Here is a 14312-nt window from a genome sequence, read left to right on the forward strand (position 1 = left end):
CTCAGTGCTCGTAGTCGATCGAGGAGTAGGCCTTCAGCTTGCCGAGCTGGTGCTCGCTGGAGATCTTGCGGATCGTCCCGCTGCGCGAGCGCATGACTATCGACTCGGTGTAAGCCTTGCCCGCGCCGTAGCGGACCCCGTGCATGAGCTCGCCGTCGGTGATGCCGGTCGCGACGAAGAAGCAGTCGTCGGCGTTGACGAGGTCGTTGGTGGACAGCACTCGGTCGAGGTCGTGGCCCGCGTCGATCGCACGCTGGCGCTCGTCGTCGTCGACCGGCCACAGCTTGCCCTGGATGATCCCGCCGATCGCCTTGATGGCGCACGCCGTGATGATTCCCTCGGGGGTGCCTCCGACGCCGACGAGCAGGTCGACGCCCGTGTCGGGCCGTGCTGCCGTGATGCCGCCGGCGACATCGCCGTCGATGATGAACTTGATGCGGGCCCCGGCGGCGCGGATCTCATCGACCAGCCCTTGGTGTCGGGGACGGTCGAGCACGCAGACCGTGACGTCGCTGATCGAGATGCCCTTGGCTTTCGCGACGAGGGCGATGTTCTCGGCGACCGGGAGCCTGATGTCGACGACGTCGGCGGGCTCGGGCCCGGCGATGAGCTTCTCCATGTAGAACACTGCCGACGGGTCGTACATCGAGCCGCGGGGCGCCACCGCCATGACCGACACGGCGTTGGGCAGGCTCTTGGCGGTCAGGGTGGTGCCGTCGATCGGGTCGACGGCGACGTCGCACTCCGGACCCGTTCCGTCACCGACCTGCTCACCGTTGAACAACATCGGCGCCTCGTCCTTCTCGCCCTCGCCGATGACCACGACGCCGTTCATCTGCACGGTGTTGATGAGGGTGCGCATGGCGTTGACGGCGACTCCGTCGGCACCGTTCTTGTCACCGCGACCGACCCAGCGGCCTGCGGCCATGGCTCCGGCCTCGGTCACGCGGACCAGGTCGAGGGCGAGGTTGCGGTCGGGCGCCTGGGCGGCGGGCTGAAGGCTGTCCACGCGGGCATCCTACCTGTCGGGTTCTCGGGTGCGCCCGGCATCGGGAGGTGTGCGCCGTCACGGATCGCCGAGGCGTCAGCGGCCCCGTAGGCTTGGCCTGGCGTGAGGTGAGAGGACGGACATGAGCACGACTCGATCGACACGGGGAAACCCGTCGATGGGTGACATCCTGCGCTCGATGGCCGTGATCGCGTTGATCGTCCTGGCGATCTACGGGATCGGCAAGCTGTTCACGACCTCGCCCGGCGACCAGACCAGGGCCGTCGACTACGTCCAGACGGTCGAGCAGGCCCGCCCGTCAGCCGGCTTCGCGCTGCTCGCCCCGGCCGCGTTACCGGCAGGGTGGAAGGCGACGTCGGCCCGCTTCGACCCCGCCGCCTGGCACCTTGGCGTGCTGACCGACGACAAGGACTACATCGGGCTCGAGCAGGTCACGTTGAGCGTCGACCGTGCGGTGACCCGATTCGCCGACGGCAGCACGGCGGGCGGGACGGCCGACATCGCCGGCAGCACCTGGACGGTGCGCAACGGCCCCAGGGGACGCCTCACGTTGGTGCGTCATGAGGGCGAGCTCACGACGTTGATCAACGCGACGGCTCCGCGAGCCGTGGTCGAGAGCTATGTCGCGTCGTTGTCGACGTCGTGAGCAGGTGCGCCGGCTTCTGCCGCCGCGGCCAGGCGTGAGCGAGCGCCGTCGAGCCATTGCTGACAGATCGTGGCGAGCAGCTCGCCGCGCTCCCACAGGGCGAGTGACTCGTCGAGGCTCGTCCCACCCACCTCGAGCTTCTGCACGACGGCGATGAGCTCGTCGCGGGCCTGCTCGTAGGGAATGTCGGGCGTGGGTGCGGCGTCAGCCATGGAGTGCCTTCTTGCTGGACGGGGAAACAGTGAGCGTGCGTAGGCCGATCGATCCGTCGGTCACGCGAAGGGTGATGTCGGTGTCGACAGCGACCTGGCTGATCGAGGTGATGACAGTGCCGTCGGTGAGCTGGGCGACGGAGTAGCCCCGCTCGAGCGTGGCCAGCGGTGACAGCGCGCGGACCCGGGCGAGATGGTGCCCGATCTCGTCGCCCGCGCGTTCGAGGCGGTGGCCGAGCGAGCGGCGGGCGCGGTCGCGGGACTCGTGGATGACGCTCTGCTGAGCGTCGACGAGGGTGGCAGGGCTGGCGAGCACGGGGCGTGAACGGATGGCGGCGAGCCCGCGGACCTCTCGCTCGAGCATCGCCCTGACGGCCAGAGTTGCCCGCTCGCGCATGGCTGCCACGCCGACGAGCTCTTCGTGCACGTCGGGCACGATGCGTTTGGCGGCGTCGGTGGGGGTGGAGGCGCGCAGGTCGGCGACGAGGTCGAGCAGGGGGGTGTCGGGCTCGTGTCCGATGGCGCTGACGACGGGGGTCGGACAGGCGAACACCGCCCGGATGAGGCCCTCGTCGGAGAACGGCAGCAGGTCTTCGACCGAACCACCGCCTCGGGCGATGACGATGAGGTCGACGGTGTCGTCTGTCGACAGCTCGTGAAGTGCACGCATGACGTCGCGCGCGGAATCGTTGCCTTGCACGAGGGCGTGGCGGACCACGAACCGGACCTCGGGCCACCTCAGCCGCGCATTCTGCAGGATGTCGCGCTCGGCAGCAGAGTTCTTGCCGGTGATGAGACCGATGCCGCGAGGCAGTACCGGAAGGCGCTTCTTGAGCCTCGGGTCGAACAGGCCCTCGGCGGCGAGCAGCTGCTTGCGCCGTTCGAGCTGGGCGAGCAGCTCACCTTCACCCTGGGGCCGGATCTCGCGCAGGTCGAGAGACAGCGAGCCGCGCGGAGCGTAGAACGAAGGCTTGGCGTGCGCCACGACCCTCGAGCCCTCCGTGACGGGCACGGGGGAGACGTCGAGCACGCTGACGTGGCATGTGGCGTCGATCGAGATCTTGGCCTCGAGGTCACGCAGCTTGAGGAAGCACATGCCCTGGCGACGAGTCAGCTGGGCGATCTCCGCCTCTACCCACACGAGCCCGAGCCGGCCGATGTAGCCGTCGAGCAGCTGCGAGATCTGTCGCAGCGGTGCCGGCGTCTCTGCGCTCGTCTCCAGGGCCATACCGACACCCTAGGGTGCCCAGGTGACAGTGCTGTCACTCGTGGCGGCGGCCTGCGACCGGAAGGCGCTGCTCTCTCAGCGGGATCCCGAGAAGTTGCCGCGAGGCCTGCGGACGACATATCCCTTCGACCAGATCTTGTGCTTGCCGACGCGTGTGCCGGTGCGCTGAACCTCCCAGACCATGCCCTTGCCCGCGTAGATCGCCGAGTGGTAGGCGTACCCGCCGTGCAGGAAGATGAGGATGTCGCCCTTGCGCTTGGAGTGCTTGCGGACGTGCTTGCCGGCGAGCTGGGCGCCAGAGGTACGGCCGATCTTGGTGCCGGCCTTCCGGTAGACGTACTGGACGAGGCCTGAGCAGTCGAACGACCGCGGACCGTCGGAGCCCCACCGGTAGGGCTTGCCCTTCTGGTGCGTGGCCGCCTTGATGACGAGCTCGGATCGACTGGCCGAAGGACTGGTGCTGTTGGCCTGTGCGGGACCGGACATCCCGGTGAGCACGATGGTCAGGGTGAGGGCGAGGCCTGTCAGAAGGCGCGGAAAAGTACGAAAAGAGACACGGTGCATGGGTTTCCTTCGTGCACGCCTGCGAAAGATGACCTGTCGGGTTCAGACGCGAAGGTTGGCCTGTCGAACATTCTCGATTAACCCCAAAGGCTCCGTGAGGAGCCGCACTGCCGGGTCTTCCGTGCCCATCACGGTGTTCTCGACATCTGCGATCCTGATGGGCTTCAGCATGGACGCAGAGACGCCTCGGGGGAGGCGACGCAGCAACATTACCCTCGGGTCAGTGCAAAGATCAGGTGAAATCGAAGTTCGGCCAGCGATGCGCATCGGCTGACCGGGCACTCACGGGTCGTCGCCTACCATGGGAGGCATGGCTTCTGAAGTGTCTCTTGGTATGCCCTCGGTCGTCGGCAGCGTCCTGCTCGCCGACCCACGGGGCTACTGCGCCGGTGTCGACCGGGCGGTCATCACGGTCGAGAAGGCGCTCGACCTCTACGGTGCTCCGGTCTACGTGCGCAAGCAGATCGTGCACAACAAGCACGTCGTCAACAACCTCTCCGATCGCGGCGCGATCTTCGTCGACGAGCTCGACGAGGTGCCCGAGGGTGCCACTGTCGTCTTCTCGGCGCACGGTGTCTCGCCGATGGTGCATGCCGAAGCCGCCGAGCGGAGCCTCAAGACCATCGACGCCACCTGCCCGCTGGTCACCAAGGTTCACCACGAGGCGAGGCGTTTCGCGAGCGAGGGATACCGCATCCTGCTGATCGGGCACGAGGGGCACGAGGAGGTCGAGGGCACCGCCGGCGAGGCACCCGAGCACATCACCCTCGTGCAGACCCCCGATGACGTCGACGGTCTCGACTTCCCTGCGGGCACTCGCCTCTCGTGGCTCTCGCAGACCACGCTGAGCGTCGATGAGACCATGGAGACGGTGCGCCGGCTGCGCGAGAAGTTCCCCCAGCTCGAGGACCCGCCCAGCGATGACATCTGCTACGCCACACAAAATCGCCAGGTCGCCGTCAAGGAGATCGCGAAGAACGCCGATCTTGTCATCGTCGTCGGCTCGGCCAACTCGTCCAACTCGGTGCGCCTCGTCGAGGTGGCGCTGGAGGCCGGTGCCAAGTCGTCCTACCGCATCGACGACATCTCCGAGATCGACGAGGCTTGGCTCGACGGTGTGCAGCACGTCGGCGTCACCTCCGGTGCATCCGTTCCCGACGACCTGGTGCAGGAAGTGCTGGGCTACCTCGCCGATCGCGGGCACCCGGGCGCCGAGGCCGTGCGCACCGCTGACGAGAGCTTGATCTTCGCGCTCCCGCCCGAGCTGCGCCGCGACATGAAGGCCGCCGCCAACTCCTAGTCCCTTGGGGAGCATGGGCCTGGTCAGTGGCGGGGGTTGACCACTTGGGCGCTTCCTCCGCCTCGACGCTTCGGCTCGGCCACGGCGGTGAGGCTGCCGTCCCGCCCGACCTCGATGGTGGCTGCTGCGCCAATCTCGGCGGCCGACGTGAAGGTGTCTCCCGACGGGACGAGCAGCTGCCCGTACGGCTTCAACAGATCGCCGTACGCCGCGATGAACTCCGGCTCCGCCGACGTGGTGGCCGCGTTGCGTTGCGAGGCCCGCGGCGCCGCGACCGCCTCGGGGAGAGTCATGCCCAGGTCAATCCGGTTGACCAGCACCTGCAGCACGGTCGTGATGATCGTGGCACCTCCGGGCGACCCGGCGACGAGCATCACCCGGCCGCCCTTCAGCACGATCGTGGGTGACATCGACGACCGGGGCCGCTTGCCCGGCTCGAGGCGATTGGGGTCCTGGGGATCGTGGACGGCGGTGAAGTCGGTGAGCTCGTTGTTGAGCAGGAAGCCGCGCCCGGGCACCGTCATCGCCGAGCCGCCGGTCTGCTCGATCGTCAGCGTGTACGACGCCGCGTTGCCCCACCTGTCGACGACGGACAGGTGCGTCGTCGAGACGTTCTCCGTGTCAGGCTTCTCGATCGTCCTCGTGGTCGCACACCCGCGACCGTCGAGCGAACCAGCCGCGACGGGGCGCGTGGACGCCTTGGTCGTGTCGATGGTGCAGGCCCGTGAGTCGGCGAACCGCTGGCTCAGCAGCGTCCTGGTGGGTACCGGGACGTAGGCCGGGTCACCGACGAATGCCCCGCGGTCGGCGAAGGCCCGCGCTGACGCCTCGATGTACAGGTGCAGGCTCCGTGCAAGCTTCGACCCGCCGCCGAGTCGATAGTTCTCGAGGATGTTGAGCGCCTCGCCCACAGAGGTGCCGCCTGACGACGACGGCGCCATGCCGTAGACCTCGAGCCCGCGGTAGGACACCGAGCTGGGGGCCTGCTTGACCACCCGGTAACGCGCAAGATCGGCGGACGTCATCGAACCGGACGGCGCGGGCAGCGTCGACGAGGGGTCCTTGGGTGGGTTCTGAACCGTCCGCGCGATCTCCCCGGCGAGGGGGCCGCGATAGAAGGCATCAGGTCCGTGGCGGGCGATGGTCGTCAGCGTCCGAGCCAGCTCGGGGTTGCGGAACCTCGTGCCGATTTTGGGGGCATCACCGCCGGGCAGGAAGAGGCGGGCGGTCGCGGGGAACGCGGCGAACCGGGCCGCGTTGTCGAGGGTCTGGTTGCGGAACGTGCTGTCGACGACGAACCCCTTGCGGGCGAGTGCGATCGACGGTGCGAGCGAACGGGCGAGGGAACGGGTGCCGAAGCGGTCGAGGGCCGACTCCCACGTCGCCAACGTCCCGGGGACACCGACGGCAACGCCGGACGAGACCAGCTCAGGGGTGAAGCGGTACGGCTTGCCGGTCGCCGGGTCGAGGAACGCGCCGTGGGTGATGCCTGCCGGTGCGGTCTCGCGGCCGTCGATCGTGCTGACGGTGTGCCGACGGGCATCGTGGTAGACGAAGTAACCTCCGCCGCCGATGCCGGCGCTGTAGGGCTCGGACACACCGAGTGCGGAGGCCGTCGCGACCGCGGCGTCGGCGGCATTGCCACCGCCTCGCAGCACCTCGACGCCGATGCGGCTCGCGTTGGCGTCGACCGAGGTGACGGCACCACCGCTGCCGTAGGCGGTTGAGGACGAGGCCGGCGTGCTGTTCGGCGGCGCCGATGTCGCCGTCGCGCTGTCGGCCGGTCCGGTGACCACCGATAGCAGGCCGCCGGCGGCGAGAGTGCCGGCGAGTGCCGCGGCAACGCGCCTCTTTCCACGGCTCGTGTCCACATCATTGGTGGCCCGGTCAGTGGTCGAGGCGTGGTCACTCATGTCAGCTTCCCCCCGGAAGTCGGTCGTCGCCGTCGGCTCACCGTACGTCGGCCGATCGGCTGTGCCAACCCCACGGACATCCGCACCCCACCCCCAAGATGTGACGTCCACGTCACGTCTTCCTCATGATTTCGGCTGATATCTCGGTGCCTGAGGCGCCAGACCTTGGAGATTTCGGTCGAGGCGGCGGGTGCTGAGATACTGGTGTGGTGGACATCGCCCTCACCATCGTGACCTTGCTGGCGATCGTCGTGGCGGTGAGCGCGACGGCCAGCCGATTCTCGGTGTCGGGTCCCTTGTTGCTGATGGCTGTGGGCATCGTCGGCTCCTTCCTGTCGTTCGTGCCTGACGTCAAGCTGACGCCCGAGCTCGTGCTGGTGGGTCTGCTGCCGCCGTTGCTCTACGCGGCCTCGATCCGCACGTCACTGATCGACTTCAAGGCCAACCGCCGTCCGATCGCGCTGCACAGCGTCGGCCTCGTGCTGTTCACCACCGCAGGTGTGGGGCTGCTCGTGTGGGCGATGCTCGACGTGCCCCTTGCCGTCGGGTTCGCCCTCGGTGCGGTCGTGGCGCCGCCAGACGCCGTCGCCGCCACCGCGATTGCCCGGCGGGTCGGGCTGCCGCGCCGTGTCGTGACGATTCTCGAGGGTGAGAGCCTCGTCAACGACGCCACCGCCATCGTCACGGTCCGCACGTCGATCGCGGCAATCTCGGGCACGGTCACGGCGTGGCAGGTCGGTCTGGGGTTCGTCGTGTCAGCTGCTGGTGGAGTGCTGATCGGGCTCGTCGTGGCGTTCGTCGTCACCAAGATTCGCCAACGCATCGAGGACAACGTCACAGATGTGGCGGTGTCGCTGCTCACCCCGTGGATCGCGTACCTGCCGGCCGAGGCGATCCACATCAACGGCATCGACTCCCAGCCGTCGGGTGTCCTCGCGGTCGTGGTGGCAGGAATTCTCCTGGGACACAGGTCGCCACTGATCCAATCAGGCTCCTCACGCCTCTTCGAGCAGACCAACTGGGCGACGATCTCGTACGTCCTCGAGAACACCGTCTTCCTACTCATCGGCTTGCAGGTTCGCGCGATCGTCAACAATCTCGACCAGAGCAGCCTGTCGGCGATGCGAATCACGACGGCTTGCGCGGCCGTGCTCGCCGCGGTGATCGTGCTGCGCATCGTGTGGGTGTTCCCTGCGACGTTTGTCCCACGGCTGATCCCGAGAATCGCTGCTGCCGACCCTCGGCCCCCGGCAAGCACGACCTTCATGGTCGCCTGGACCGGCATGCGCGGAGTGGTGACGCTGGCGGCGGTGTTCCTGCTGCCGGCAAACACCCCGGAGCGCGAGGTGCTGGTGCTGATGGCGTTCGTCGTCACGGTCGGCACCCTGTTGATCCAGGGGCTGACCATCCCACTGCTGGTCCGGATCCTCAAGGTGCCCGGCCCTGACGAGCATGAGGACCACCTCCAGGAGGCCACGGTCTACCAGTCGGTGACCGACGCCGGGATGTTCTATCTCGACAACGACGTCGAGGGGACGGTGCCGGACGATGTCATGCATCGGCTCCGCGAACGCGCCTCCGACCGGACCAATGCCGTGTGGGAACGCCTCGGCGGTGTCGAGACCCCGAGTGCCCAGTACTCCAGCCTGCGCGCCAGGATGCTCGACCGGGAGCGTGAAGAGCTGCTCCGCATTCGTGATCTGGGTACCGTCGACCAGGCAGTGCTGACGCGGGTCATGAACGCCCTCGACGTGGAGGAGGCGATCCTGGACCGTCTCTCCGAGGGCGAGACGACCTCTGGGCGCGAGACCGATCTCCTGGCTCCGGGCGATCCCGAGGCGGCGTGCGAACACCTCAAGGCTGCGTGCGCCTACCCCGCACCGTCGACGCCCACCGGATGCGAGGAGTGTCTGCGCGACGGCGAGGACTGGGTGCACCTGCGGCTCTGCATGGAGTGTGGGCACGTGGGTTGCTGCGACTCGTCGGTGGGCAAGCACATGAGCGGACACTTCGAAGAGACCGGGCACCCGGTGATGCGAAGCTTCGAGCCCGGCGAGGCGTGGCGTTGGTGCTTCGTCGACAAGGCCAGCGGTTGAGAGTCAGCGGTTGAGGGCCAGCAGTTGAGAGTCAGCGTTCGGAGTCGCTGAGAATGCGCAGGGCGATGACGCTGAGCGCCAGCGCATGGCCGATGACCAACGTCATGCCGCGGTCGATCATCGCGGCGATGAGCCTTCCGACCAGACCGGCATCGGTAGACAGCCCGTCCACGCGGATCGCCGACGGCGCAACGAGGCAGACCACGAGCAGAGTGCCGACGAACAAGGCGGGCGGCAGGACGCCGGTGGGGAACAGCGATCGGACGTCGACGCTGAGCGGCACAGTGACGGCGATGAGCACGAAGGCAACCGAGAGAAGCAGCCCGAGGTGGCCGTCGCGGAGGTCTAGCCAGATCACGAGGGACATCGCCACGGATGCAGCGACGACCGCCTGGCGAGCGCTCAGGTCGCGCTGGGCCAGCGAAGCAGGTGTGTGCGACACCGCCTGTGACATGACTATGACGTTAGTTCATCGACGAGCTCGGGAGCCGTCAATGGACGTGGTGTCGACTCAACGAACCGGGGTGGCTCGACGGGTTCGTCGGAGACGTGCAACGACGCGAACTTGCGCGCGGTGACCAGGAATCTGGACTCGATCGAGCTGACGGCGTCGTTGTAGGAACGCACGGTGCTCTCAAGCGAGCGGCCGAGCTTGTCGACGTGACCGGCGACGGTGCCGATGCGGTCGTACATCTCGCGGGCGATGGTCTGGATCTCGCGGGCGTTGGCGGCGAGCTGCTCCTGCGTCCACGCGTAGGCGACGGTGCGCAGCAGGGCGATGAGGGTGGTCGGGGTGGCGAGCACGACCTTCTTTGCCGATGCGTACTCCAGCAGCGAGGGCTCGGCCTCGAGCGCTGCCGACAGGATCGACTCGCCGGGCTCGAAGAGGACGACGAACTCGGGGGTCTGGTCGAACTGTGACCAGTAGGACTTGGCGGCCAGCTGGTCGATGTGTGTGCGCACCTGTCGCACGTGCCGGCGAAGGTGCTCGGCGGCTTCGGCCTCGGTGTCGGCCTGCGCCGCGTCGAGGTAGGCGTCAAGCGGGACCTTGGAGTCGACGACGACGCATTTGTCGCCCGCGAGTCGCACGACCATGTCGGGCCTCAGCAATGTGTCGCCCTGGACACTGACCTGCAGCTCGAAGTCGCAGTGGTCGAGCATGCCGGCAAGCTCGGCAGTGCGCTTGAGGTGCATCTCGCCCCAACGCCCGCGCACCTGCGGCCGGCGCAGCGCGGTGGCCAGCGACGCGGTCTCCTTGCGCAGCGAGTCATTCGTGAGTCGAACCGCGCCGACCTGCTCGCGCAGCTGGGCGTGCCACTCGATGCGGCTCGACTCGAGCTCGCGGAGCCGGTCGCCGAAGCGGTCGAGGCTCTCCCGCACGGGCTCCACGGCTTGCGCGGTGGCGGCGGACGACAGGCTCAGGTCGTGGGCCGAGGCTGTTGGCGCACGCCGACCGCCGATGAGCATGCCGATGGCGAGCCCCGCGACGAGCGCGAGGAGGGCAGTGAGGAGGAGGGGGAAGGCGTCCATGAACTCAGCATGCGCCTGGCCACGGACAGTTCTGCGGACGTGCGGCAGCTCAGCCTGCCGAGCCGCCAGCGATCTCGTACGACCACAGCTCGCTGTGGCTTGAGACGGGCTTCGTGGCCTCATCACCGGCGCGCTCCGCCGCCGACCGGTGGCCCTCGGCGAACGAGGGCGAGCTCAACCACGACTGGAACGACTCCTCGTCCTTCCACCGGGTGACGACCAGCCACTGCTCGCGGTCGTCGGTGGGCTTGAGCAGCTCGAAGCCCTCGAACCCGGGGTTGCCGTCGACAGCCCCGGCGCGGGCGGCGAATCGGTGGGCGAGCTCGTCGCCTGATCCGGCGGGGACGGTGATGGCGTTGATCTTGATGACAGTCATGACAGTGACAGGCCCTTCGGGTGGGGGGGTTGCGTCGACACACGGTCCCACACACGTCGCGACGACTACATGTGGCCGGTGTCGAGGTATCGCTGGTGCCACCCGAGGGCCTCGTCGAGCAGGTGCGGGGTGTGGCGTGCGTGCGGGCGGTTCGCCTTGGCGCGGGCGACATAGTCGGTCAGCTCGTCGCGGTAGGACGGGTGCGCGCAGTGCGCGATGACGCGTTCGGCCCGGTCGGTGGGGCTCAGCCCTCGGAGGTCTGCCAGCCCCTGCTCGGTGATGATGATGTGCACGTCGTGCTCGGTGTGGTCGACGTGGCTCACCATGGGGACGATCGAGGAGATGGCGCCGTTCTTGGCCGTCGAAGGGGAGAGGAAGAAATTGAGGAAGGCATTGCGGGCGAAGTCGCCGCTGCCTCCGATGCCGTTCATGATGGCGCTGCCCATGACGTGCGTGGAGTTGACGTTGCCGTAGATGTCGGCCTCGATCATGCCGTTCATCGCGATGACCCCGAGGCGCCGCACGAGCTCTGGGTGGTTGGAGATCTCCTCGCTGCGCAGCAGGATGCGGCCTTTGTAGGAGTCGATGTTCGACATGAAGCGGTGGACCCCCGCCGTCGAGAGCCCGAACGAGGTGGCTGACGCCGCGCGCAGGGTGCCGGTGTCGAGAAGATCGAGCATCGCGTCCTGGATCACTTCGGTGTAGGCGGTGAGGTCGGTGAACTCGCTAGCGCCCAGCCCGGCCATGACGGCGTTGGCGACGTTGCCCACCCCCGACTGCAGCGGCAGCAGCGACGGAGGAATCCGCCCGGTGGCGACCTCGTGGCGAAGGAACTCGATCAGGTGCCCGGCGATGGCACGCGACTCGACCCCCGGCGGAGTGAACGGTGAGTTGCGGTCTGGCGCGTCGGTCTCCACCACGGCGACGACCTTGGCCGGGTCGACCCGTAGGTACGGCTCACCGATGCGGTCCATCGGGCCGTTGAGCGGGATCGGCCGACGGTTCGGTGGCAGGGCGGTCTCGTAGTAGACGTCGTGGAAACCCTCGAGCTCGCGGGGCTGCCAGCTGTTGACCTCGAGGATGACGCGGTCGGCCTGGTCGAGCCACGTCTTGTTGTTGCCGACCGAGCTGCTGGGGATGAGGAGGCCGTCGGGCAGGATCGCCGTCACCTCGACCACGGCGACGTCGAGGTTGCCGTAGAAGCCGAACCACATGTTCTGCGCCGAATGGCTCAAATGGGCATCGACGTAGTCGACCTCGCCGCTGTTGATGAGGGCGCGAAGGGTCGGGTCGGAGTTGTAGGGAAGCCGGGTGGAGATGCCGTGTGCGGTGGCCAGGACACCGTCGACCTCGGGCGCCGTCGATGCGCCTGTCCAGAGCCCGATGCGGAAGTCCTCACCGCGCCCGTGCGCCACGGCCATGCGGGCAGCGAGGGCGGCGGGCACGGCCTTGGGGTAACCGGCCCCGGTGAATCCGCTCATGCCGACGTTGTCGCCGGGGTGCACGAACGTGGCCGCCTCCTCGGCTGCGACGACCATCGTCCGCAGCGTCGGACAGGTGATTCGGGTCATGTGGGATCCCTCCAAGCTCGGCCCATTGTCTACCCCGCGTCGGCCATCCCCCACCACCGCCGACCACACTGACGGCATCGCGGATGCGTCACAGCGACCATGCTGGCGAGGACGTCCCGGGAAAGCCCGTAGGATTGTTCCTCGTGGCTCTCAGCATCGGCATCGTCGGACTCCCCAACGCGGGCAAGTCGACCCTCTTCAACGCCCTGACCAAGAACGACGTCCTCGCGGCGAACTACCCGTTCGCGACGATCGAGCCCAATGTCGGCGTGGTCGGTGTCCCCGACTCGCGACTCGGCGCGCTCGCGGGCATCTTCGGCTCCGAGAAGCAGCTGCCGGCAACCGTGCAGTTCGTCGACATCGCCGGCATCGTGCGCGGCGCTTCGGAGGGCGAGGGGCTTGGCAACAAGTTCTTGTCGCACATCCGCGAGTCCGACGCCATCTGCCAGGTCACCCGGGTGTTCCGCGACGACGACGTGACGCACGTCGACGGCAAGGTGTCACCGTCCGACGACATCGAGACCATCTCGACCGAGCTGATCCTCGCCGACCTGCAGACCATCGAGAACGCGCTGCCCCGACTCGACAAGGAGTCGCGCAAGGACAAGTCGCTCGTCGCCGCGTACGAGGCCGCCAAGGAGGCGCAGACCGTCCTCGAGGGTGGTACCGGAGCGTTCAAGGCCGGGCTCGACCTCGGGCCCCTGCGCGACCTGCACCTGTTGAGTGCCAAGCCGCAGATCTTCGTCTTCAACTGTGACACCGACGAGCTCAGCGACGCCGATCTCCAGACCCGGATGCGTGACATCGTCGCCCCCGCCGAGGCGATCTTTCTCGATGCCAAGTCGGAGGCCGAGCTGGTCGAGCTCGGCGACGACGAGGAGGCCGAGATCATGCGAGCCGAGATGCTGGCCGACATGGGCGTCGACGAGCCCGGGCTCGACGCGCTCGCTCGTGTCGGCTTCGACACCCTGGGGCTGCAGACGTACCTCACCGCCGGGCCCAAGGAGTCGCGCGCCTGGACCATTCCCAAGGGGGCGACCGCCCCGCAGGCTGCCGGCGTCATCCACACCGACTTCGAGCGCGGCTTCATCAAGGCCGAGATCGTGTCGTTCGGCGACCTCGTCGAGGCCGGTTCGATGGCTACGGCGAAGTCGGCCGGCAAGGTGCGCATGGAGGGCAAGGACTACGTCATGGCCGACGGCGACGTGGTGGAGTTCCGCTTCAACGTCTGACTTCCTGCGTTTGCGCAGGTCAGAGCGTTATGAGTCGTATTCGAGGCCCCAGATCTCGGATGGAAGCCCCCTCACCGCTCGTGTCATCTGAATACCCGCAATCTCTGACGCGCGAATCCCGGCTCGTGCAGACCACGGTCGATCGCGGTGGAAGACGCGGGTCCATCAACAGTGTCGGGTGGATAAAGGCTGGCTTGCACTCAGCTTTCTGCACGAGTGCGTGCGTCGCGGAGCCGCGCCTTCCATCCGCTCACGGAGTGCACGGTCCCAGCCTGTTGGCCCAGTCGATCAGCACCGCCCGCGGCGCCGGGGTCACCTCACGGATTCTGGCTCGTGCGGACTCGGCCTACTACGGTGACGCCTTCGTCGGCACCGCGCGACGCCACAAGATCTGGTTCAGCGTGACCGCGAGCACGAACCCCGACCCCGCCACCGATCGACATCACAAAAAATGCGATCCCAGAAACATCGTCGGTGGATCAGGGCTCAGGTGTGGGCTCGTCCTACGAGCGGGTTGAGCTCGGAGACCGCGAGAACGCCCGGCTGCACCCCTGGCAAGAAGTCGCGCCACGTCCCGCTGATGAGCGTTGGAGACTCCACGACGCGGGCGCCGTCGGCGAAGTAGGTGGTCGCCA

The 14312-nt window shown here is 67.7% G+C and carries 13 protein-coding genes and 1 riboswitch; of the genes, 4 read left to right on the forward strand and 9 right to left on the reverse strand.

The window, feature by feature from the left end; genetic code table 11:
- Position 1: 1 nt before the first annotated feature.
- Complete coding sequence (gene glpX, locus H7290_RS18715; RefSeq protein WP_290515533.1) at positions 2-1009, reverse strand: class II fructose-bisphosphatase; 1008 nt, start codon at positions 1007-1009, stop codon at positions 2-4.
- Between the two features lie 121 nt (positions 1010-1130).
- Here glpX and H7290_RS18720 point away from each other — a divergent pair, with 121 nt between their 5' ends.
- Complete coding sequence (locus H7290_RS18720; protein ID WP_290515534.1) at positions 1131-1655, forward strand: DUF4245 domain-containing protein; 525 nt, start codon at positions 1131-1133, stop codon at positions 1653-1655.
- On the opposite strand, the gene H7290_RS18725 is transcribed toward H7290_RS18720, so the two are convergent.
- From H7290_RS18725 to H7290_RS18735, 3 genes are all read right to left on the reverse strand, one after another.
- Positions 1628-1867, reverse strand: coding sequence for an exodeoxyribonuclease VII small subunit (locus H7290_RS18725; protein WP_290515535.1), 240 nt, complete (start codon positions 1865-1867; stop codon positions 1628-1630). The genes H7290_RS18720 and H7290_RS18725 overlap by 28 nt on opposite strands.
- On the reverse strand, positions 1860-3095 hold the full coding sequence (gene xseA, locus H7290_RS18730; RefSeq protein ID WP_290515536.1) for an exodeoxyribonuclease VII large subunit: 1236 nt from the start codon (positions 3093-3095) through the stop codon (positions 1860-1862). Before xseA ends, H7290_RS18725 begins: the two co-directional genes overlap by 8 nt.
- 75 nt (positions 3096-3170) lie before the next feature.
- Entirely contained in the window at positions 3171-3659 is a 489-nt protein-coding gene (locus H7290_RS18735; RefSeq protein ID WP_290515537.1) for an NlpC/P60 family protein, read from the reverse strand.
- A gap of 1 nt (position 3660) precedes the next feature.
- Positions 3661-3839: riboswitch (cyclic di-AMP (ydaO/yuaA leader) on the reverse strand.
- Positions 3840-3969: 130 nt separating this feature from the next.
- Here H7290_RS18735 and H7290_RS18740 point away from each other — a divergent pair.
- Complete coding sequence (locus H7290_RS18740) at positions 3970-4959, forward strand: 4-hydroxy-3-methylbut-2-enyl diphosphate reductase (RefSeq protein WP_290515538.1); 990 nt, start codon at positions 3970-3972, stop codon at positions 4957-4959.
- A gap of 23 nt (positions 4960-4982) precedes the next feature.
- On the opposite strand, the gene ggt is transcribed toward H7290_RS18740, so the two are convergent.
- On the reverse strand, positions 4983-6872 hold the full coding sequence (gene ggt / locus H7290_RS18745; protein ID WP_290515539.1) for a gamma-glutamyltransferase: 1890 nt from the start codon (positions 6870-6872) through the stop codon (positions 4983-4985).
- Between the two features lie 209 nt (positions 6873-7081).
- Here ggt and H7290_RS18750 point away from each other — a divergent pair, with 209 nt between their 5' ends.
- Entirely contained in the window at positions 7082-8968 is a 1887-nt protein-coding gene (locus tag H7290_RS18750; RefSeq protein WP_290515540.1) for a Na+/H+ antiporter, read from the forward strand.
- A gap of 31 nt (positions 8969-8999) precedes the next feature.
- Here H7290_RS18750 and H7290_RS18755 read toward each other — a convergent pair whose 3' ends face one another.
- The 4 genes from H7290_RS18755 to H7290_RS18770 form a co-directional block, all read right to left on the reverse strand.
- On the reverse strand, positions 9000-9422 hold the full coding sequence (locus H7290_RS18755; protein ID WP_290515541.1) for a DUF6542 domain-containing protein: 423 nt from the start codon (positions 9420-9422) through the stop codon (positions 9000-9002).
- Positions 9423-9424: 2 nt separating this feature from the next.
- Positions 9425-10498: a DNA recombination protein RmuC gene (locus H7290_RS18760; protein WP_290515542.1), complete on the reverse strand. Its 1074-nt coding sequence runs from the start codon at positions 10496-10498 to the stop codon at positions 9425-9427.
- 49 nt (positions 10499-10547) lie between these two features.
- Positions 10548-10874, reverse strand: a complete 327-nt coding sequence (locus H7290_RS18765; protein ID WP_290515543.1) for an antibiotic biosynthesis monooxygenase — start codon at positions 10872-10874, stop codon at positions 10548-10550.
- A gap of 65 nt (positions 10875-10939) precedes the next feature.
- Positions 10940-12445 carry an acetyl-CoA hydrolase/transferase family protein gene (locus H7290_RS18770; protein WP_290515544.1) on the reverse strand — a complete coding sequence of 502 codons (1506 nt, stop codon included), beginning with the start codon at positions 12443-12445 and terminating at the stop codon, positions 10940-10942.
- 143 nt (positions 12446-12588) lie between these two features.
- On the opposite strand from H7290_RS18770, the gene ychF reads away from it, so the two are divergent.
- On the forward strand, positions 12589-13677 hold the full coding sequence (ychF, locus tag H7290_RS18775; RefSeq protein WP_290515545.1) for a redox-regulated ATPase YchF: 1089 nt from the start codon (positions 12589-12591) through the stop codon (positions 13675-13677).
- Positions 13678-14312: the final 635 nt, after the last annotated feature.

Origin of the sequence: Aeromicrobium sp., from assembly GCF_014378035.1 — a bacterium.
Taxonomy (GTDB): Bacteria; Actinomycetota; Actinomycetes; order Propionibacteriales; family Nocardioidaceae; genus Aeromicrobium.